The sequence below is a fragment of the Gordonia sp. LMA167 genome, from assembly GCF_058130025.1.
In genome coordinates this window covers 5885338-5904158 of record NZ_CM176708.1, presented here as the reverse complement: position 1 = coordinate 5904158, position 18821 = coordinate 5885338, and the positions used below count along the sequence as shown (strand labels likewise).

Here is an 18821-nt window from a genome sequence, read left to right as displayed (position 1 = left end):
TTCCGTCGGCGAGTTGCGGGGTGCTGTCGGCGGGTTGTGGGGTGCTGTCGGCGAGGTGGGGGGTGCTGTCGGTGGGATTCAGGGTTCTGTCGGCGCCGGTCAGCGGAAGGGGGGACGGGTGTCGACGCGGGTGGAGACGCGGCCGGCCGTGCGCCAGGCCCGGGCCACCAGGTCGGTGTCCTCGGGGGTGATGAGGTTGCCCATCACACGCACCACCAGCGACATCAACGCCGCCGACCGGATGCCCGGTCGGCCCAGCGCAGGCACGGTCTGCGGAACGGTGAGCAACCCGGCGAGGCGCCGGGCGGCGGAGAACGCCAGACCGTAGTGCTCGGTCAGGATGTCGCGCCACCGCGTGGTGTGATCGGGGCGGTGTGCCGTCTCGCCGAGCAGTTCGACGGCCAGCCGGCCGGTCTCCAGCGCGTAGTCGATGCCCTCGCCGTTGAGCGGGTTCACGCAGGCCGCGGCGTCGCCGATGAGCATCCAGTTCGGGCCGGCCACACCGCTCACGGCACCGCCCATCGGTAGCAGCGCCGACGTCACGCGCAGCGGCGGGCCGTGGATGGCCCAGTCGTCGGCGACCATGGTGGCGTAGTGCTCGAGGATCGGTCGCAGTGCCATGTGGGCGGGCCGTTTGGCCGTGGCGAGCGCCCCGACGCCGACGTTGAGCAGGCCGTCGCCACGCAACGTCGGGAGTGGCCCCGGGTCGGGGAAGCCGAGCGGAAAGACCCAGCCGTAGCCGGGAAGCAGTGTGCTGTCGGGACCGCGCAGTTCCAGGTGCGACCCCATCCAGTTGTCGTCGGCGCGCCCGGATTCCACGTAGGCGCGGGCGGCCACCCCGTAGGCGGTGTCGCGATGCCATTCGCGGCCCAGTCGTTTGCCGAGACCGGAACGTACGCCGTCGGCGACGATGACGTCACGCACCGCGATGGGCCGCGGCCCGGCGCCGTCGTCGACGATCACCTCGGCGATCCGGCCGTCGTGCATGGTGACGTCGACGGCCTTGGCGCCCTGCACCATTCGGGCTCCCCGGGAGACGGCGACGGCGCGGATCGCGTCATCGAGCTCCATGCGGGACACGGCGCTGCCGAACGCCGGGAAGCGGCCCGCCGGCCACCGCACCTGCTGACTCGCACCCCAGCCGTGCAGGGCGAGTCCGTCGATGCGGGGCCGGTCGGCGAGATAGTCGCCGAGCCCGAGTTGGTCGAGTTCGGCGACCGCCCGCGGCGTCAGACCGTCGCCGCAGGTCTTGTCGCGGGGAAACGTCGCCGAATCCAGCAGCACGACGTCGAGCCCGGCGGTGGCGGCGTGGGCGGCGGCGGCGGATCCGCCCGGCCCGGCTCCGACGACGAGAACGTCGGCGCGCTCCGGCAGCGGGCGCGGAGGAATGTCGCTACTCACCCGACCAGTATGTCGGGAGTGCGGAACGACTACTCTTCGGAGCATGGCAGCCGAGCCCCGATGGCCGGTCGCGACCGACGACGAGATGGAGCGGCAGAGCGCGTGAAGTCCACATTCGCCGGGCTGGACCTGGGTACCGATGAGTTCGCCGAGACGGTTCGGGCATCGTTGGCGCAGGTCGAGGACCTGTTGCTGAGCGAGCTGTCCTCGGGCGACGAGATCATGACCGAGGCGGCCACCCATCTGGCACGGGCCGGTGGCAAGCGGTTCCGTCCGATGTTCGCGATCCTCGCCGCCCAGTTCGGCAAGAACCCGCAGGCCACCGGGGTGATCACGTCGGCAACGGTCGTGGAGATGATCCACCTCGCGACGCTGTATCACGACGACGTGATGGACGAGGCGGCGCTGCGGCGTGGCGCACCGAGCGCGAACGCCCGCTGGACCAACTCGGTGGCGATCCTGTCCGGCGACTTCCTGTTCGCCCGGGCGTCACGCCTGGTGTCGACGCTGGGTCCCGACGCCGTGCGGATCATCGCGGAGACCTTCGCCGAGCTGGTAACCGGTCAGATGCGGGAGACCGTGGGCGTCCGCGAGGGCGGCGACCCCATCGAGCACTACCTACAGGTGGTGTGGGAGAAGACCGGTTCGCTGATCGCCGCGTCCGGCCGCTTCGGCGCGATGTCGTCGGACGCGTCGGCCGAAGACGTCGAACGCCTCTCCAAACTCGGCGACATCATCGGCACCGCCTTCCAGGTGTCCGACGACATCATCGACATCAGCTCCGCCAGCGGCGACTCGGGCAAGACACCGGGCACCGACCTGCGCGAGGGCGTCCACACGTTGCCGGTGCTCTATGCGTTGCGCGCCGACGACGCCGCCTCGACCCGGCTCGCCGAACTGCTGATCGACCCGCAGACCGGGCTGGCAGCACCCGTCACCGACGACGCCGTCGTGACCGAGGCGATCGAGGTGCTGAACGGTTCGTCGGGGATGGCGGCCGCCCACGACCGGCTGCGTGCGTACGCCGCCGAGGCCGACGGTGTGCTCGCCGAGTTGCCGGACGGGCCGGCGCACGCCGCGTTGTCGTCACTGGTGCGCTACACCATCGATCGGACGGGTTAGCGGCGGTCAGGGTCCGACGGGTCCCGCCTCGGAGTAGTTGATGAGATCGGTGAGGCTCCCGACGACCGTCATGCCGTCGACGTTGACGCCGGTCGGGGTGACCGCGAGGTCCCGTGCGTTGAGATAGCTGTTCGGATCGGATTTCAGTGAGCCGATGATCGTCTCGCAGACGATGCGGCTGCCGAGTTCGCCGAGGCGTTCACCGTTTTGCTGGGCGCCGGCCTCGCGGAGGATGTAGTACCAGAGCGGAGTGCGTTGGCCCAGGGCGGTGGTCTCGAGAACGTTCTTCACCGACAATGATTCGCCGGTCCCACCCATCTGCGCCACCGTCAGCGGCTTCACACCCATGGCCTCGCAGCATGCCTGCGCGGTCGGTACCGAAAGGCTGTATCCGCGAACCAGGTTCGACTTGGCGAGGTGGCCGAGGATGGGATCTCCCTTGCGCGTGCCCAGCGGTAGCGTGCCCAGACCTTTGGCGATGTTGGAGTCGATCTTGCGGGCCATCTGAGTATTGGTGCCGCCGGCGGCGAAGAAGTTGAAATCCACTATCGCGGCGGGCTTCAGCTGGAACGGGACCGGGTCGGTGTCGTCGAAGAAGTCGGGGTTGGCCGTGTCGTCGAAGGGGTCGGGGTTGACCGACTGGCTCGGCGCGAGCAGGTTCATCACGTCAATCAGGCCTCCGGCCGCCCGTAGCTGATATTGCGGGCGGATCATGGTGTGCCCGAACCGGAATGCGGCGGTCGAGAACTCGAGCGGCATGAACGTCTGGCCATGACCGGCCGAGACCCCGTAGAAACGCGGCCCGTTGGCCAGGGTGTCGATCACGATACCCAGATCGCAGACCCGGCTCAGGTAGTCCTGCACGACGATGTACTGGTAGGCCCACCGGGTCAACTGGCGGGCGCGGATGTGTTTGCACACGTCTGTCCCCGCCGTCTGCGCGTCGTAGATCTTGTTGTAGAACAACAGGAACGCGCAGTGCAGCGCCGAGATGTTGGTGTTCTCGTCGTTACGTGCATCGCCGATGATCGCTGACCGTCGCTTCTGGTTCTTCTTCGTCCCGTCCTCGCGCGGGACGTCCCGGCGGGCACCCGCACGGAACACCCTGAGCTTCAGGTTGTTCTCGTAGAGGTCGTCGGACTCGGTGACCGAGCCGGCCGCCAGCGACGGCCCGTCGCCGAAGACACTGTCGAGGTCGAGCTGCGGGCGACGTCCGTTGTGCAGGCTCGCGATCACCTCATCGGGGTCGCGCGGAGTGACCGGTTCGCCCTGGCCGATGGTCGATGCGGTGGTGTCCCGATCGGTGCGGGCGGTGAGGTCGTGGTCGATGAACTGCCCGAAGTAGGTGAAGATCGCCGGCGTCATCGAATCGTGCGGGTCGGGCGGTCCGGCCAGTTCATCGGCGGCCATCGCATCGCCGAGCTGTTTGAGGGCGGCGACGGTGTCGGGTGAGTTGGGCAGCAGATGCGACGACGAATGTGCCGCGCCGTCGAACATGTAGCCGAAGGGTGTGGTGAAGAGGAGTTCGTCCTGCGTGGCGGCTCGCCGGTGTGGCTGAATTTCTTGAACATGGTCGGGAACCTCGCTGATCGTCGGTGTGTTGATCAGCGACGTTATTGCCCTGAAAAGCCCTGGTCGTGAGTAGAGAACTACCCCAAACGGGCACTCGGGTGTCTACCTACTCATACGGCCTCGGAAACTCTGCCGCACTCACGTTCGTTTGGCACAGTGATAGCACCCAGGCGCGGACGCCGGGGGTACGCTCGAGAACGAGGAACAGATGCATTTCAACGGCCTGAAGACGGCAGCCCTGATGGGGTTGATGTCGGCGATCATCGTCGGCATCGGTGCGCTCTTCCGGAGCCCGACGATCCTGCTTTTCGCGGTGATCATCGCCATCGGCACCAACGCCTACGTCTACTTCAACTCCGCCAAACTGGCCCTGCGGTCGATGCATGCGCAGCCGGTGACCGAGGTCGAGGCGCCCGTGCTGTACCGCATCGTGCGCGAGCTGGCGACGACGGCGCGCCAGCCGATGCCCGCGCTCTACATCAGCCCCACCGAGTCGCCGAACGCGTTCGCGACCGGCCGCAACCCGAAGAACGCCGCCGTCTGCTGCACCGCGGGGATCATGCGGCTGCTCGACGAACGCGAGTTGCGGGCGGTGCTCGGCCACGAGCTGTCGCACGTCTACAACCGCGACATCCTGATCTCGTCCATCGCCGGCGCGATGGCGTCGATCATCACCGGCCTCGCGAACTTCGCATTCTTCTTCGGCGGCAACCGCAACGGCAACGGCCCCGGGCTGCTCGGCGTGCTGCTGATCACCTTCCTCGGGCCGCTGGCCGCCACCGTCATCAAGATGTCGGTGTCGCGGTCGCGGGAGTATCAGGCCGACGAGTCCGGCGCCGAGCTCAGCGGCGATCCGCTGGCGCTGGCGTCGGCGTTGGCGAAGATCAGCGGCGGTATCGACCGAGCACCGCTGCCGGAAGACCCGAAGATCGAGGCCCAGTCACACCTGATGATCGCGAACCCGTTCCGTGGCGGCGCGGTCGCCAAGATGTTCTCCACCCACCCGCCGACCGCCGACCGCATCGCGCGGCTGCAGGAGATGGCCCGGCGGTCGGGGAGGGGTTGACGCTGCCTGCGACCCGCACCGACCGGCTGTTCTGACCGCCGGGCCCGCGACGCGTCTAGGCTTGACCCCATGCGGGTGCCCGGTCGGGCCCCTGCACCATCGGGCGGCGGAAGCAGGAGACCGATGACCAACGGGGTTTCACCCGGCATCCGGATGTCGGAGTACCCGCATCCGTCGCATTTGATCCTCCACCTGAGTGACACGCATCTGCTCGGCGATGCCGGTCCGCTCTACGGTGCGGTCGACAGCGAGGTGACGCTGCGCCAGATCCTCGCCGAGGTCGAGGCGTCACACGTGCGACCCAACGCCCTGCTGTTCACCGGTGACCTGGCCGATCGGGGAGAGGCGGCCGCCTACCGGAAGTTGCGGTCGATCGTCGATTCTGTTGCCGATTCCATTGGTGCGCAGGTTATCTGGGCCATCGGTAATCATGACGATCGTGCGCGGTTCCGGGCCGAGCTGCTCGGCGAGGCTCCGTCGGTGGCGCCGGTTGACCATGTCTATGACGTCGACGGTCTGCGCATCATCACCCTCGACACCTCCGTGCCGGGCCTTCATCATGGCGAGATCACCGACCAACAACTGGAATGGCTGGCGACCGAACTGCTGGTTCGGGCACCACACGGCACCATCCTGGCCATGCACCATCCCCCGGTGCCGTGCGTCCTCGACCTCGCGGTCTTGGTGGAACTGCGCGACCAGCATCGGCTGGCCGACGTTCTCCGAGGCAGTGACGTCCGGTCCATCCTCGCCGGTCATCTGCATTACTCGACGACCGCGATGTTTGCCGGCATCCCGGTCTCGGTTGCCTCGGCCACCTGCTACACACAGGATCTCACCGGTCCGGCAGGCGCGTTGCGTGGCCGCAACGGCGCCCAGGGCTTCAATCTGGTGCATGTCTATCCGGAAACCATCGTGCACTCGGTGGCCCCCGTGGGCGACTACGACACGGTGGGCGAGTATGTGACCTCGGCGGAGACCGAGCGCCGGCTGAACGAGGCCGGAGTCCGCATACCGGGCCCCGAGACGACAGCGGTCAGACGGTGACCCCCCGCGCGATGACTCAGGCCGCTTCCCAGGGCGCCGGGATCGGGAAATAGTTCTGCAAGAACTGGGTGACCTTGGCGGCGCGCACCTCCAGATCGACGGTGGGAGTGCTGCCGTCGTTGAGGCAGAAGAAGTCCATGGACCGCTTCTTGAGCAGCGAATCCATCTGCCGAAAGCCGGATTTCATCGTGGTGTCCACGTACTTCACCTTGGCCGAGCGCTGCACCACCGCGCGGCCACTCATGAGTGCGTAGTAGTGATAGAGCGAGTTGGTGACCGAGATGTTGGTCTCGGCCCGAAAGGTGCTGGCCGCGGTGGCGGCGAACTCGGCGGGAAACTTTCCCTCCATCTCCGCCATCACGCTCCTTCGCAGGGGCGTTGCCGCGTGCTCGAGATGGCGGGTGGTCACCAGGCCGAACCGGTCGCTGAGCAGCCCTCGGTTCACTCGCGCCGAGTTCTCGAAACCACTGCGTTGACCGTGGTTGGAGCCCAGTCCGATCCGGATGGGAGCCTCGATGAACATGCTCACCCCGCCCGGGGAGAAGAACATCTGCGGGCCCACCGAACGACCGAAGAACATGTCGTCGTTGGAGTACAGGAAGTGTTCGGCGAGACCGGGGATGCGGTGCAGCTGCGACTCGACGGCCTGCGAATTGTGCGTCGGTAGCACAGACGGGTCTGCGAAGAACTCCTCGCTGCGCACGAACGTCACGCGTGGATCATCGGACAGCCATGCGGGCCTTGGTGAGTCGGTCGCGACGAAGATCCGGCGGATCCACGGTGCATACATGTGCACGCTGCGCAGTGCGTACCGCAACTCGTCGATCTGGCGGAACCGGGCTTCGGAATCGTCGCCCTCGCCCACCACGTAACTCTGCATCCTCTTGGCGCGCTGGGCCTGCCATTCCTTCGACGACCCGTCCACCCAGGAGAACACCAGGTCGATGTCGAACGTGATGTCGGAGGCCTGGTGGGCGAACATCTTGTCGAACGTCGGCCACGTGCGGCCGAATCTCTCGACCTCACCGCGTACCGCCTCGCGCGACGACACGGTTCGCCGTGTCAACGAATTCGCCACCGGCAGAAGGAGATCGTCGCCATCGGTCGCCCAGAGCTCGATCTGCACCCCGGTCGCCGCGCCATACCTCATGCCGCTGGCCAGGTGGACGCGCGGGCGGAACAGTCGGAACACCCGCGCTTTGCGATGCGTCGACAACGTGCCGTCGGCGACCAGGGCGAGTCGACCGTGCTTGTCACCAACCGTTTTGGCGTAGAAGGGATGTCCCGCGCACGCCGCGGCCAACGCGGATCGAAGCTGCTTGCGCTGCGCCCAATCGATCGCCAGCACCGGACGTTCGTCGTTCCCGCGAACCAGCAGATACGAGACCCCGGCCGTGTCGAGGGCGTCCCGAAGAAACAAAAGATCCTCGACCATCGCCTCGTGCGGCGTGGTGCCGGTGTTGATCAACGCGAGACGGCCGTTGAACCGGACCACATCGGGATCGCGTTCGGTGGGTGCCGACGAACGCGCGGTGGCGCCGAGGGACTCCTGCTCCGGGTTTGCGAAGTAGACATCGATCGGGGCGGGAGATTGTGTGATGGGTGGCCTTCCGGTTGCTCGCCGCAACCGCGACAGGTCCAGTGTAGTCCCAGGTCAGCGACGGCCTGCCGAACCGTCGCCGACACTGCCGCCTAATCGTCGGCAGGCGCGAGGTCACCGAGCACGGCGAGGTCGTCGGCGCTGAGCCGAATGCTGCCCGCCGCGATGTTCTGCTCCAGGTGGGCCGGGTTGCCGGTGCCCGGGATGGCGAGCACATGCGGCCCGCGGTGCAGCGTCCATGCCAGCCGAATCTGTGCCGGCGTGACGCCGTGTGCGTCGGCGACCGCCCTGATCTGGGCCTCGCCTGTGTCGTCCGGACCGTCCGGGGAGGCCCCGGTGGCGGTCGCGACGGCGAAGAAGGGCACGAATGCGATGCCCTCGCGACCGCAAAGTTCGAGCAGGTGGTCGTCGCCGCGATCGGTCAGTCCGTATCGGTTCTGCACACTGACGACCGGGGTGATGGTCAGCGCCTCGGCGAGCTGGTCGGCGGTGATGTTGGAGATGCCGATGGTGCGCAGCAGACCCGCATCGCGCAGTTCGGTGAGCGCACCGAGGTGATCGGCGATCGATCCGGGTGCCTTGTCCATGCTCGTTCCCCAGCGCAGGTTGACGACGTCGAGTTGGTCGATGCCGAGCTGACGGATGTTCTCCTCGACCTGACCGCGGAGCTGATCGGGACGTGCCATGTCCTCGAACTCGCCGTAGCGGGACCGGCTCGGCCCGACCTTTGTGCTCAGCACCAGGTCGTCGGGGTAGGGCTGCAAGGCGCTGCTGATCAACTCGTTGGACGACCGCACGGACGTGAAGTAGAAGGCTGCGGTGTCGATGTGATTCACGCCGAGCTCGACGGCGCGGCGCAGGACGGCGATGGCGTCGTCGCGGCTGCGGGGCGGTTCCCAGGGCATGCCGCCCAGGCGCATGGCGCCCAGCCCGATGCGGTTCACGGTGACGTCGCCGAGCTGCCAGGTGCCTGCGGCGTCGGCGGTGGGGATGATTCCGGTGATGGCTGAATCTGTGGTCATGTCAGCCAGCATGGTGTCGCGCAGAACGTGCTCGCCGGTTCTGGCAACAACCTGCCAACCGGGCGCCGCGACGTCGGTCGGGCGCACAATTGAACCCATGCACAGCACCGATGCCGTCACCGTCGTGCGTGGCGAAGAGGAACTGTTCGCTCGCACCGCCCATCTGTTCGCGAGCGCCGGCGAGGTGTCGTGCGCCGCGAACGACCTGTGGACCTTCGCGTGGGCCCACGGCACCGGTGACCTCGCGGACACCGAATCGGCGCAACCGCACCGGACCGACCGACGAGTCCGCAAGATCTATCGGGCGGGAACATTGCTCGACCCGGTGGCCGCCCACGAGTTGGCCAAGCGCCGGGATCAGTTCGGCGCGGAGATACGCGTCACCACCGACGAGATCAACGAGACGATCATCCTCGACCAGCGACTGGTGATCCTGGCCGGCAACCGCGATGCCGGCCGACGCAGCTACAGCGTGATCACCCAGCCTGACACCGTGGCCGGCGTGTCGTCGCTGTTCGAGGTCGCGTGGCGGTCGGCGACTGACCTCGCCTCCTTCGACGCGAGCATCGCCGACGTTCGTCGGCTCGCGTCCCAGGTGCTCGACCTGCTCAGCCAAGGTGTCAAGGACGAGACAGCCGCGCGCAGTCTCGGCCTCGGCGTACGCACCTATCGGCGACGTGTCGCCGAGCTGATGTCGGCGCTCGGCGCACAGTCGAGGTTCCAGGCCGGGATGCGGGCACGGGAGATCGGCATCGTGTGATGCGTGATGCGGCGGGGGATCTCGATACGCGGCCTCGGCTGGCGCCTCGGCTGCTACTCGATCAGCGGTTGGGGTGAGTGTTTCGCTGGTCGAGTAGGCCCGAGCCGCTGGGCGAGGGGTGTATCGAGACCGGGTGGGGTGATCTCGATGCGCGGCCTCGGCTGGCGCCTCGGCTGCTACTCGATCAGCGGTTGGGGGTCTCGGCTGGCGCCTCGGCTGCTACTCGATCAGCGGTTGGGGTGAGTGTTTCGCTGGTCGAGTAGGCCCGAGCCGCTGGGCGAGGGGTGTATCGAGACCGGGTGGGGTGATCTCGATGCGCGGCCTCGGCTGGCGCCTCGGTCGCTACTCGATCAGCGGTTAGTGGGGGCCTCGGCCGACGCCTCGGCCGCTACCGGTAGTTCACGAACTGCAGCGCGATCCCGAAGTCCTCACCCTTGAGCAGCGCGATCACGGCCTGGAGGTCGTCACGCTTCTTGCTGGACACGCGCAGTTCTTCGCCCTGGATCTGCGCCTTGACGCCCTTGGGGCCCTCGTCGCGGATCTTCTTCGAGATCTTCTTGGCGTGCTCGGAGTCGATGCCCTCGACGATCTTGCCGGTGATCTTGAAGGTCTTGCCGGACGCGGCGGGCTCGCCGGCGTCGAACGCCTTGAGCGAGATGTCGCGGCGGATCAACTTCTCCTTGAAGACCTCGAGACCGGCCTGCACACGCTCCTCGGCGTCGGAGGTGATCACGATGACCTCCTCGCCGGACCACTCGATGCCGGTGTTGGTGCCACGGAAGTCGTAGCGCTGGGACAGCTCTTTGGCGGCCTGGTTGAGGGCGTTGTCGACCTCTTGGCGGTCGACCTTGCTCACCACGTCGAACGATGAATCAGCCATGACGACACCCTAGCGCCTCACCGATTGGCGGTCGGCGACGGCCCACGGTCAAACTGCCCCATCTACCAGCGGGTTTGCACTGGCATGGGATGTTCGTTGTATTCTTCACGGCGTTGTTCATGCGGTCGGGAGCCCGGCCGGAGGAACGGCACGGCAGGTTGCCCGAGCGGCCAAAGGGAGCGGACTGTAAATCCGTCGCGCAAGCTACATAGGTTCGAATCCTATACCTGCCACGACGTGGTCTCACGCTGACTCATCGGCGCTCGCCACCGGTCGCGACCAGCGATTTGGTGAGCGCCTAGGTTGGTGTGTAATCTCGTTAAGGCTCTCGAGCCGGGTACGCCCGGAGCGGGCACGCCCCCTTAGCTCAGTCGGCAGAGCGTTTCCATGGTAAGGAAAAGGTCGACGGTTCGATTCCGTCAGGGGGCTCGCTGGACCCCAGTCCACATGGCGGTGTAGCTCAGCTGGTTAGAGCGCACGACTCATAATCGTGAGGTCGAGGGATCGAGTCCCTCCACCGCTACACATCGGTGCCGACCAGCTCGGACCCGAACACGCAAAGGGCTGCCGAGCCCGCCCACGTACCACCGAAAGAAGGCAACGAAGTGGCCTCCTCAACAGATGTTCGCCCCAAGATCACCTTGGCGTGCGAGGTGTGCAAGCACCGTAACTACATCACCAAGAAGAACCGTCGCAACGATCCCGATCGTCTCGAGATCAAGAAGTTCTGCCCGAACTGCGGCAAGCATCAGGCGCACAAGGAATCGCGCTGACACAGCATCCTGCGGGATGAACGACATGTGGGCTGCCTCTTGATCCAAGAGGTGGCCCGCAGCCGTAGGTAGGGTGAACCGGTCGGTGTTGACCGGGCCCCGGTCCACGGCCCCGAACGAGAACGCAGCCATCGGGGAAATTGGCTGAAGTGAAGGAGCGGCGTCCGATGTCAGTGACCGAAACCGAGATCCAGGAGCGGATCGACGCCTTGAAGAACGGTGACAAACTGACTCCGGCGGAGATCGCTGCCCACACCACGCAGATGGTGGGCTTCAACTACACCGTCGACGACTACTACGAGGTCGGCCGCGAAGAGATCCGCAAGCACGCACGCGCCGTCCAGGATGACCACCCGGTCCACTGGAACGAGGCCGCTGCCCTCGAGATGGGTCACGACACCCTGATCGCCGCGCCCACCTTCGTCTCGGTCCTCGGCATCATCGCCCAGCGTCGACTCTTCGAGGACGTCGTCACCGGCTACGACCTGTGGCAGATCATGCAGACCGATCAGCGCCTGGTGTTCCACCAGCCGATCAAGGTCGGCGATCAGCTCATCTGCGACGTCTCGCTGGACTCGTTCCGTCAGATGGCCGGAACCGACGTGATGGTGACCAAGAACATCATCTGGAACCAGTACGACGAACCGGTGATGACCACCTGGACCAGCCTCGTGGCCCGCCCGGCCGTGGAAGCCGATCCCGAGGTCATCGACAAGCTCGAGCACGTGATGATGAAGGTCGACCGTGAGGCGGTCATGCCGAAGACTGTGCACGGGCCGTTCGACCGCTACTCGGACCCCGACCCGTCCGTGGCCCCCAAGCCGTACTCGGCGATCAATTTCGACGATCTGAGCGTCGGTCAGGAACTTCCTCCGGTCACCAAGACGCTGACCCGCGGCAACCTGGTCAACTATGCGGGTGTCGCCGGCGACCCCAACCCGATCCACTTCTCCGATGAGGTCGCCAAGGTGATCGGCCTGGAGACCGTCGTCGCGCACGGCATGCAGTCCATGGGGCTCGGCGCCAGCTTCGTCAGCAGCTTCGTCGGCGACCCGGCCGCGATCTTCGAATACAACGTGCGGTTCACCAGCCCGGTCTATGTTCCGGCCGAGGGCTACGCCCAGGTCGACTTCACCGGCAAGATCAAGTCGCTCGACCCGGAGACGCGTCGCGGCGTCATCGCGATCATCGGCAAGCAGGGTGACCGCAAGATCTTCGGCCGCGCCCAGGCGCACGTCCAGTTCAACTGAGACCCGATCCACTCACTCCGGCGTACGACCTGATCAGCGGTACCGCCACGGCGTCGACGATCTCGTCGATCGTGTCGGGCGTCAGACTCGCGTTGATCAGGAACTCGTAGCGCGCGAGGTCGAACGGCAGCGCCCGCACCCGTTCGGGTAGCTCGCCGTGACCGATCTCCCCACGGCTACGCGCCCGCGCGACCACCTCGTCGGTCAGCGCCGTGCCCTTGCTCTGCAGGATCGCCAGTGTGCGCGCTTCCGGTTCGTCGGCGGCGTCGGCGAGGATGCCGAGGGCCGATGGACGTGTGGTCGCCTCGAGTCGTTCCAGCACTCGTCTGAGAGTCGCGCGCAGATCTCCACTCAACGAACCGGTGTCGACGCTGCTGATGGCGCTGTCACTCACGCTGACGATCGCCGCGGTGACCATCTGTAACCGGGTCGACCAGCGTCGGTAGAGCACCGGTTTGCTGGTTCCTGCGCGGCGCGCGACACCCTCGAACGTCAGTCCGTGGTACCCGACCTCCTCGAGCTCGGCCAGCACGGCATCGAAGATCGCGCTGTCGAGTTCTGCGCCGCGTCGCCGACTTCCCGCCACCTCACACCCCAAGAAACGTTGCGTATCTAATGGGTCGAGACTAGCATCACTCCAGAAGAAACGTTCCGTATCTTAAGGAGTGGTGACGGTGACCGTCAGTGCTGAGACCCGACGTGCGATCGCGATCGTCGTCGGCTTGACCGTGGGCCTCTCGGCCTTGCTGCTCGCTTTCGTACTGCCCGGCGTGAATGCCAGGCCCAATCACCTACCGCTCGGCGTGGTCGCACCGTCGGCGGTCGTCGAGCAGGTCGCGTCCGGCCTCGAGCGGTCCCACCCGGGTGGCTTCGACGTGACGTCGGTGCCCGACGAGGCGACCGCGCGGGCCCAGATCGAGGACCGCACGGTCGACGGCGCGCTGGTGATCGACGGCGACTCGATGACGACGCTCGTCGCCACGGCGGGGAGCCCGGCGGTGGCGACGCTGATCGAACAGATCGGTGACGGGATCGCGTCGTCGCACGACATGACCAGCACCGTGGACGACGTCCGGGCATTCGGAACCGGCGATCCGCGGGGGATCGGCCTGGCCGCCGGCGCGTTGCCGCTCGCGCTGGGCGGGTGGATCGGTGCACTGGTGATCATGATGCTGATCCGCACGCCGGGGCGGATGATCCCGACCGTTGTCGCGTTCTCGGTTGTCGGCTCGCTCGGCCTCATCACCATGTTGCGCTTCGTGGTCGGAACCTTCGACGACCGTTTCTGGTTTGCCGCCCTCGCCGGGATGCTGGGGATTCTGGCGACGGCATTCGGTGTGATCGGGTTACGTTCGCTGTTCGGCGGTGCGGGTTTGGGTATCGCGGCGCTCGCGCTGATCGTGTTCGGCAACCCGCTGTCGGGGCTGAGTACCGCTCCCGACCTGTTGCCGTCGCCGTGGGGCACGATCGGCCAGCTGTTGCCACCGGGAGCCACCGGGACGTTGCTGCGGAACACCGTCTTCTTCGGTGGTCACGACATCGTGATGCCCGTGGTGGTGCTGGCCTGCTGGCTGGTGGTGGGCCTGCTGCTCTACGGCGTGGCGCTTCGTCGACACACCGACATCAGTGCCGACGACGAACTCATCGACGAAGCGGTGGGCATCGATCCGCCGTCGCAGCAAACCGGTGTCGCGCACCGGTGAATCGGCGGAGGCGGCGACCACGACCCGGCTGCGTACGGTGAACGCCGCACACGCGATGACGGCGAGTCCGCCGACCGCCAGTGACCACGTGAGATCCTCGCCGAGGAACGCCACGGCCCACAGCACGGTCACCACCGGCTGGATCAGCTGGACCTGACTCACCGTGGTCATCGGGCCGATCGCCAGCCCGCGGTACCAGGCGAAGAAGCCGAGGAACATGCTCACCGCCGACAGGTAGCCGAACGCTGCCCATTCTCCGGGCGTGGCGTGCGGCAGCTGCCCGCCGCTGACGCTTAGCGTGCCGATGAGCATGACCGGCAGGGCGAGCAGGAGGGCCCAGCAGATGGTCTGCCACGCACCGAGCTCGCGGGCGAGCACACCGCCCTGGGCGTAACCGATCGCCGCGAGCAGGACTGCGCCGAGGAGATACAGGTCGCCGATGCGGGGCATCTCGAGTGCGCCATGTCCGAGAACGGTGAACGCCAGCGTCGCGACGGCGCCGAACGCCGCGCCGACCCAGAACCGGCGGGTCGGACGTTCACGGGTGGCGCTGACCGCCACCACCGCGGTGGCGGCGGGGAGCAGGCCGATCACGACGGCGGAGTGACCGGCCGACGTCTCGCGCAAGGCCAGCGAGGTGAGGATGGGGAACCCGGCCACGACGCCGAGCGAGACGGGGACGAGCCGAACCCACTGTCGCGGGGTCGGCACTGGCACCCGGCCGAGTAGGAGCGCGATCACGGCCAGCCCGGCGGCGACGACGGCGCGGCCGCAGCCGATGAAGAACGGGTCGAAACCGTCGACGGCAACCCGGGTGAACGGCACCGTGAACGAGAACGCCGCGACACCGAGGAACCCCCACGCCACGCCATGATGCGATAGCGCAGGCGGACGGCTGGGGATAGCGCTACTATGATTACTCATGTTTGACGATAGCAGTGAGCGGATCGCTCGTCATCTGCGTTCGCTCGCCGCGGCGTCCGAGCCGGGTGGAAAACTGCCGTCGACGCGGACGTTGGCGGCACAATTCGGTGCCGGGCCGGTGACCGTGCAGCGGGCGCTGGCGCGGCTCGTCGCCGAAGGGGTCGTCGAAACACGCTCGGGATCAGGAACTTTCGTCCGCCCGAGGGTGCCCGGACTGATGTCCGGTGACATCGCCTGGCAGACGGCGGCGCTGGGACCGGAACGGGCCGGGCCGTCGCCGATCGGTTCCAGCATGCGACAGGTGCCGCACGACACCATCGCCATGCACAGCGGCTATCCCGACGTCGAGCTGCTACCCATCCGGGAGGTGCGCAACGCGTTCGCACGCGTCACCCGTGGCGCCGGCAGTGGCCCGAATCGCGACGCGGTGTTCGTCCGCCCGCCCACCGCGGGCCTCCCCGAGCTGCGGCGGTGGTTCGTCGACGAACTCGGTGCTGACGGACTGCGGGAGACCGACGCGGTCATCGCCTCCGGCGGGCAGGCGGCACTCGCCGCGACCTTTCGCGCGCTGGCATCACCGGGAGACCCGATCGTGATGGAGTCGCCCACCTATTGGGGTGCGATCGCGGCCGCGCGGCAGGCGGGGCTCGTGATCGTGCCGGTGCCGCGCACGGATGGGGCGCCGACTTCCGCCGACCTCGACGAAGCGTTCGCGTCGTCGGGGGCGCGGCTCTGCTACACCCAGCCGACGTTCGCCAACCCCACCGGCGACGTCTGGAGCCCCGCACAACGCGACGAGGTGCTCGCCGTGGTCGCCGCCCACCGGGCCTTCATCGTCGAGGACGACTGGGCGCACGACTTCGCGATGGAGGCGCAACCGCGACCACTGATCTGTTCGGACACCGACGGTCACGTGATCTACATCCGGTCGCTGACCAAGAGCCTGTCGCTGACCGTGCGGGTGGCGGCGCTGATCGCCCGCGGGCCCGCTCGCTCGCGGATCGAGAACGCGCTGACCGTGTCGGATCTGTACGTGGCCCCGGTCCTCCAGGCCGTGGCGCTCGACGTGGTGTCGAGACCGGCGTGGCGCACCCACCTGCAACGACTCCGGCGCGCGCTGCAGTTTCGCCGGGATGCGCTGCTCGCGGCCATCGCAGGTGGAGCGCCGATGATCGACGTCGTCCAGCGGCCGGCCGGAGGCCTGAACCTGTGGGCGGCGCTGCCCGCGTACGGCCGCGACGGCACGCCTACCGATCCGGATGTCATGGCGGCGCGTACGTTGGCTGGTGGTCTGTCGATCTCGCCGGGCGGGGAGTGGTTCCCGACCGAGCCGACCGGCCCGTTCATCCGGCTCAACTACGGTGCGGCGCCACCCGAGCGGTACCCGGAGGCGGTGGAGATCCTGGCCCGGGCGTTGTAGACCACCCGTCGAGGCGGGTGACCGAACCCGTTTTGGGTTCAACGACCCCGGTGATCTACACTGAAGTGTCTGGTTTGACTTGACACTTGCGCGCTGCCCGTAGGGTAGCGCGTTGGTTTTGTGGGGAGCTTTCCTCAGGGTCGGACCAGATGGCAGCTGTAGCGTGGCGTCAAGCCACGGAACAGTCGCAAAGGGGCGTAGCTCAACTGGCAGAGCAGCGGTCTCCAAAACCGCAGGTTGCAGGTTCAAGTCCTGTCGCCCCTGCCCTGGTGAAGGGCACACGTTGACGAGAGGACCTCGAAAGTGAGCAAGCGAGATCGAGCTGCCCGCGCCAAAGGCGCCGCGGACGACACCGCCACCGATTCGGTGGAGGGGCTCGAAAGTCGCGACGACGTCGAGGAGACCGGGTCGGAGTCGTCTGAGCTCCGTCCGTCGGGCAAGCGCTCGTCGCGCCGCCGGTCGTCGGCGGGTGCCTCCACCACCGACAGCGGCGCGGAATCCGACAGCGGTTCCGCGGTCGCCGTAAAGGAACGCAAGAAGAAGGCCGACGCAGGTCAGAGTCGCAATCCGTTCGCACGGATCTGGCTCTTCCTGCAGCAGGTCGTCGCCGAACTGAAGAAGGTCATCTGGCCCACCCGCCGGGAGATGATCACGTACACGATCGTCGTGCTGGTCTTCGTGGTCATCATGACCGCCTTCATCTCCGGTCTCGACGTGGCCTTCGCCAAGCTGGTCCTCTGGATGTTCGGCTGAGCACTCCCGCGTGAGTGGGAGTGGCCGGACCCCGGAGACCGGAACCGACAGAGGAGCGTGGGCTGCAGTGAGCACCCCGGAGAACGAGTTCGAATCGACCGAGGTCGATACGACGATCGGCGCTGCCGTCGACACCGATGATCCCGGTGTCGAGGCGCAGGTCGAGGCTGCCGAGGACGACGAGGCAGCCGTCGAGGGTGGCGAGGCCGCGGTCGAGGAAGCCGAGGCCATCGAGGACGCGGTTGCCGACGAGGTCGAGGTGGCCGATGAGGTTGCCGCCGAGGAGGCCCCCGCTGAGGAAGCCCCCGCCGAGGACGTCGACCCGGTCGAGGAACTGCGCAAGCAGCTTCGCCGCGCGCCCGGCGACTGGTATGTCATCCACAGCTACGCCGGGTACGAGAACAAGGTGAAGGCCAACCTCGAGACCCGTGTGCAGAACCTCGACGTCGGCGACTACATCTTCCAGGTCGAGGTCCCGACCGAAGAGGTCACCGAGATCAAGAACGGTCAGCCGAAGAAGGTCAACCGCAAGGTGCTCCCCGGCTACATCCTGGTCCGGATGGACCTCAATGACGAGTCGTGGGGCGCAGTGCGCAACACCCCGGGTGTCACCGGGTTCGTCGGGATGACCTCCAAGCCGTCGCCGCTGTCGCTCAACGAGGTGCTGCAGTTCCTCATGCCGCGGGTGGAAGCCAAGAAGCCCGCCGCCAAGGCCGGTGCCGAAGGCGTCGAGGCCGCTGCCGCCGCAGCGACCGCGGTCATCGAGGTCGACTTCGAGGTCGGCGAGTCGGTCACCGTCATGGACGGCCCGTTCGCGACGTTGCCCGCCTCGATCAGCGAGGTCAACGCCGAGCAGCGCAAGGTCAAGGTGCTGGTGTCGATCTTCGGTCGTGAGACTCCGGTCGAGCTCGGCTTCAACCAGGTCGAGAAGATCTAGAACAGACCAACCCGGTCCCTGAGGAGCCCGCGACGTACGAGCGAGCGTCACGAAGGCCGACCAACAGAAACTTTCACGTCTCCAGCGGGCGTGGATCTGCAAGAAAACAACCAAGGAACTAGAGATGCCTCCCAAGAAGAAGAAGCTCGCCGGGATCATCAAGCTCCAGATCCAGGCAGGCGCGGCCAACCCGGCTCCGCCCGTGGGTCCGGCGCTTGGTCAGCACGGCGTGAACATCATGGAGTTCTGCAAGGCGTACAACGCGGCGACCGAGTCGCAGCGTGGCAACGTCATCCCGGTCGAGATCTTCGTGTACGAAGACCGGTCCTTCGACTTCAAGTTGAAGACCCCGCCGGCTGCAAAGCTCCTCCTCAAGGCCGCCGGCCTGCAGAAGGGCTCGGGCGAGCCGCACGTCAAGAAGGTCGGCAAGGTCTCGATGGACCAGGTCCGCGAGATCGCCAAGACCAAGGCCGAAGACCTCAATGCCACCGACATCGACCAGGCCGCGAAGATCATCGCCGGTACTGCACGGTCGATGGGGATCAACGTCGAGGGCTGACCGGTCTGCCGCTGCTTGATCAGCGGAGATCC

17 protein-coding genes, 4 tRNA genes and 1 pseudogene are annotated in these 18821 nt (G+C 66.9%); 15 read left to right on the top strand and 7 right to left on the bottom strand.

Annotated features, from left to right (window positions below):
* Positions 1 to 99 precede the first annotated feature (99 nt).
* Positions 100 to 1446 carry a geranylgeranyl reductase family protein gene (locus ACVT6V_RS26475; RefSeq protein WP_489897034.1) on the bottom strand — a complete coding sequence of 449 codons (1347 nt, stop codon included), beginning with the start codon at positions 1444 to 1446 and terminating at the stop codon, positions 100 to 102.
* A gap of 57 nt (positions 1447 to 1503) precedes the next feature.
* Here ACVT6V_RS26475 and ACVT6V_RS26470 point away from each other — a divergent pair, with 57 nt between their 5' ends.
* Entirely contained in the window at positions 1504 to 2523 is a 1020-nt protein-coding gene (locus tag ACVT6V_RS26470) for a polyprenyl synthetase family protein (RefSeq protein ID WP_489897033.1), read from the top strand.
* A 6-nt stretch (positions 2524 to 2529) separates the two neighbouring features.
* Here the strand turns inward: ACVT6V_RS26470 and ACVT6V_RS26465 are convergent, their stop codons facing one another.
* Positions 2530 to 4020, bottom strand: a complete 1491-nt coding sequence (locus tag ACVT6V_RS26465; RefSeq protein ID WP_489897032.1) for a peroxidase family protein — start codon at positions 4018 to 4020, stop codon at positions 2530 to 2532.
* Between the two features lie 283 nt (positions 4021 to 4303).
* On the opposite strand from ACVT6V_RS26465, the gene htpX reads away from it, so the two are divergent.
* Both htpX and ACVT6V_RS26455 read left to right on the top strand, forming a co-directional pair.
* Positions 4304 to 5161 (top strand): zinc metalloprotease HtpX, encoded by an 858-nt coding sequence (htpX, locus tag ACVT6V_RS26460; protein ID WP_489897031.1) that lies wholly within the window; start codon positions 4304 to 4306, stop codon positions 5159 to 5161.
* A 123-nt stretch (positions 5162 to 5284) separates the two neighbouring features.
* Positions 5285 to 6208: a phosphodiesterase gene (locus tag ACVT6V_RS26455; protein ID WP_489897030.1), complete on the top strand. Its 924-nt coding sequence runs from the start codon at positions 5285 to 5287 to the stop codon at positions 6206 to 6208.
* A 16-nt stretch (positions 6209 to 6224) separates the two neighbouring features.
* Here ACVT6V_RS26455 and ACVT6V_RS26450 read toward each other — a convergent pair whose 3' ends face one another.
* Both ACVT6V_RS26450 and ACVT6V_RS26445 read right to left on the bottom strand, forming a co-directional pair.
* Positions 6225 to 7643, bottom strand: coding sequence for a stealth family protein (locus ACVT6V_RS26450; RefSeq protein WP_489901027.1), 1419 nt, complete (start codon positions 7641 to 7643; stop codon positions 6225 to 6227).
* A 257-nt stretch (positions 7644 to 7900) separates the two neighbouring features.
* Positions 7901 to 8830 carry an oxidoreductase gene (locus tag ACVT6V_RS26445; RefSeq protein ID WP_489897029.1) on the bottom strand — a complete coding sequence of 310 codons (930 nt, stop codon included), beginning with the start codon at positions 8828 to 8830 and terminating at the stop codon, positions 7901 to 7903.
* 97 nt (positions 8831 to 8927) lie between these two features.
* Between ACVT6V_RS26445 and ACVT6V_RS26440 the strand changes: the two genes are divergently transcribed.
* Entirely contained in the window at positions 8928 to 9590 is a 663-nt protein-coding gene (locus tag ACVT6V_RS26440) for a hypothetical protein (protein ID WP_489897028.1), read from the top strand.
* A gap of 388 nt (positions 9591 to 9978) precedes the next feature.
* Here ACVT6V_RS26440 and ACVT6V_RS26435 read toward each other — a convergent pair whose 3' ends face one another.
* On the bottom strand, positions 9979 to 10470 hold the full coding sequence (locus tag ACVT6V_RS26435) for a YajQ family cyclic di-GMP-binding protein (RefSeq protein WP_489897027.1): 492 nt from the start codon (positions 10468 to 10470) through the stop codon (positions 9979 to 9981).
* A gap of 152 nt (positions 10471 to 10622) precedes the next feature.
* Between ACVT6V_RS26435 and ACVT6V_RS26430 the strand changes: the two genes are divergently transcribed.
* From ACVT6V_RS26430 to ACVT6V_RS26410, 5 genes are all read left to right on the top strand, one after another.
* A tRNA-Tyr gene (locus ACVT6V_RS26430) sits at positions 10623 to 10703 on the top strand.
* Between the two features lie 123 nt (positions 10704 to 10826).
* Positions 10827 to 10899 (top strand) — tRNA-Thr (locus ACVT6V_RS26425).
* 20 nt (positions 10900 to 10919) lie between these two features.
* Positions 10920 to 10993: transfer RNA gene (locus ACVT6V_RS26420), tRNA-Met, on the top strand.
* Between the two features lie 82 nt (positions 10994 to 11075).
* A complete protein-coding gene (gene rpmG, locus ACVT6V_RS26415; RefSeq protein WP_003929651.1) occupies positions 11076 to 11243 on the top strand; it encodes a 50S ribosomal protein L33 in 168 nt (55 codons plus the stop codon).
* Between the two features lie 167 nt (positions 11244 to 11410).
* Positions 11411 to 12493: a fused (3R)-hydroxyacyl-ACP dehydratase subunits HadA/HadB gene (locus ACVT6V_RS26410; RefSeq protein ID WP_489897026.1), complete on the top strand. Its 1083-nt coding sequence runs from the start codon at positions 11411 to 11413 to the stop codon at positions 12491 to 12493.
* Here the strand turns inward: ACVT6V_RS26410 and ACVT6V_RS26405 are convergent.
* Entirely contained in the window at positions 12486 to 13079 is a 594-nt protein-coding gene (locus tag ACVT6V_RS26405) for a TetR/AcrR family transcriptional regulator (protein ID WP_489897025.1), read from the bottom strand. The genes ACVT6V_RS26410 and ACVT6V_RS26405 overlap by 8 nt on opposite strands.
* A gap of 88 nt (positions 13080 to 13167) precedes the next feature.
* On the opposite strand from ACVT6V_RS26405, the gene ACVT6V_RS26400 reads away from it, so the two are divergent.
* On the top strand, positions 13168 to 14196 hold the full coding sequence (locus ACVT6V_RS26400) for an ABC transporter permease (RefSeq protein ID WP_489897024.1): 1029 nt from the start codon (positions 13168 to 13170) through the stop codon (positions 14194 to 14196).
* Between the two features lie 93 nt (positions 14197 to 14289).
* On the opposite strand, the pseudogene ACVT6V_RS26395 reads toward ACVT6V_RS26400, so the two are convergent.
* Positions 14290 to 15120, bottom strand: a pseudogene (locus ACVT6V_RS26395) (DMT family transporter); the annotation flags it as partial.
* Between ACVT6V_RS26395 and ACVT6V_RS26390 the strand changes: the two are divergent.
* The 5 genes from ACVT6V_RS26390 (at position 15119) to rplK (ending at position 18789) form a co-directional block, all read left to right on the top strand.
* Positions 15119 to 16540, top strand: a complete 1422-nt coding sequence (locus ACVT6V_RS26390) for an aminotransferase-like domain-containing protein (protein ID WP_489897023.1) — start codon at positions 15119 to 15121, stop codon at positions 16538 to 16540. The pseudogene ACVT6V_RS26395 and the gene ACVT6V_RS26390 overlap by 2 nt on opposite strands.
* A gap of 191 nt (positions 16541 to 16731) precedes the next feature.
* Positions 16732 to 16804, top strand: a tRNA-Trp gene (locus ACVT6V_RS26385).
* A gap of 39 nt (positions 16805 to 16843) precedes the next feature.
* The gene (gene secE, locus ACVT6V_RS26380; protein ID WP_489897022.1) at positions 16844 to 17293 is read left to right on the top strand and encodes a preprotein translocase subunit SecE; all 450 of its coding nucleotides are present in this window, start codon (positions 16844 to 16846) and stop codon (positions 17291 to 17293) included.
* Positions 17294 to 17360: 67 nt separating this feature from the next.
* Positions 17361 to 18230: a transcription termination/antitermination protein NusG gene (gene nusG, locus ACVT6V_RS26375; protein WP_489897021.1), complete on the top strand. Its 870-nt coding sequence runs from the start codon at positions 17361 to 17363 to the stop codon at positions 18228 to 18230.
* A 124-nt stretch (positions 18231 to 18354) separates the two neighbouring features.
* On the top strand, positions 18355 to 18789 hold the full coding sequence (rplK, locus tag ACVT6V_RS26370; RefSeq protein WP_489897020.1) for a 50S ribosomal protein L11: 435 nt from the start codon (positions 18355 to 18357) through the stop codon (positions 18787 to 18789).
* The last annotated feature ends 32 nt before the right edge of the window (positions 18790 to 18821 follow it).

Coding starts and splice junctions, on each gene's coding strand:
- ACVT6V_RS26475 (WP_489897034.1), bottom strand. CDS start 1,446: ATGCTCCGAAGAGTAGTCGTTCCGCACTCCCGACATACTGGTCGGGTG.
- ACVT6V_RS26465 (WP_489897032.1), bottom strand. CDS start 4,020: ATGTTCGACGGCGCGGCACATTCGTCGTCGCATCTGCTGCCCAACTCA.
- htpX (WP_489897031.1), top strand. CDS start 4,304: ATGCATTTCAACGGCCTGAAGACGGCAGCCCTGATGGGGTTGATGTCG.
- ACVT6V_RS26455 (WP_489897030.1), top strand. CDS start 5,285: ATGACCAACGGGGTTTCACCCGGCATCCGGATGTCGGAGTACCCGCAT.
- ACVT6V_RS26450 (WP_489901027.1), bottom strand. CDS start 7,643: ATGGTCGAGGATCTTTTGTTTCTTCGGGACGCCCTCGACACGGCCGGG.
- ACVT6V_RS26445 (WP_489897029.1), bottom strand. CDS start 8,830: ATGACCACAGATTCAGCCATCACCGGAATCATCCCCACCGCCGACGCC.
- ACVT6V_RS26440 (WP_489897028.1), top strand. CDS start 8,928: ATGCACAGCACCGATGCCGTCACCGTCGTGCGTGGCGAAGAGGAACTG.
- ACVT6V_RS26435 (WP_489897027.1), bottom strand. CDS start 10,470: ATGGCTGATTCATCGTTCGACGTGGTGAGCAAGGTCGACCGCCAAGAG.
- ACVT6V_RS26410 (WP_489897026.1), top strand. CDS start 11,411: ATGTCAGTGACCGAAACCGAGATCCAGGAGCGGATCGACGCCTTGAAG.
- ACVT6V_RS26390 (WP_489897023.1), top strand. CDS start 15,119: ATGTTTGACGATAGCAGTGAGCGGATCGCTCGTCATCTGCGTTCGCTC.
- rplK (WP_489897020.1), top strand. CDS start 18,355: ATGCCTCCCAAGAAGAAGAAGCTCGCCGGGATCATCAAGCTCCAGATC.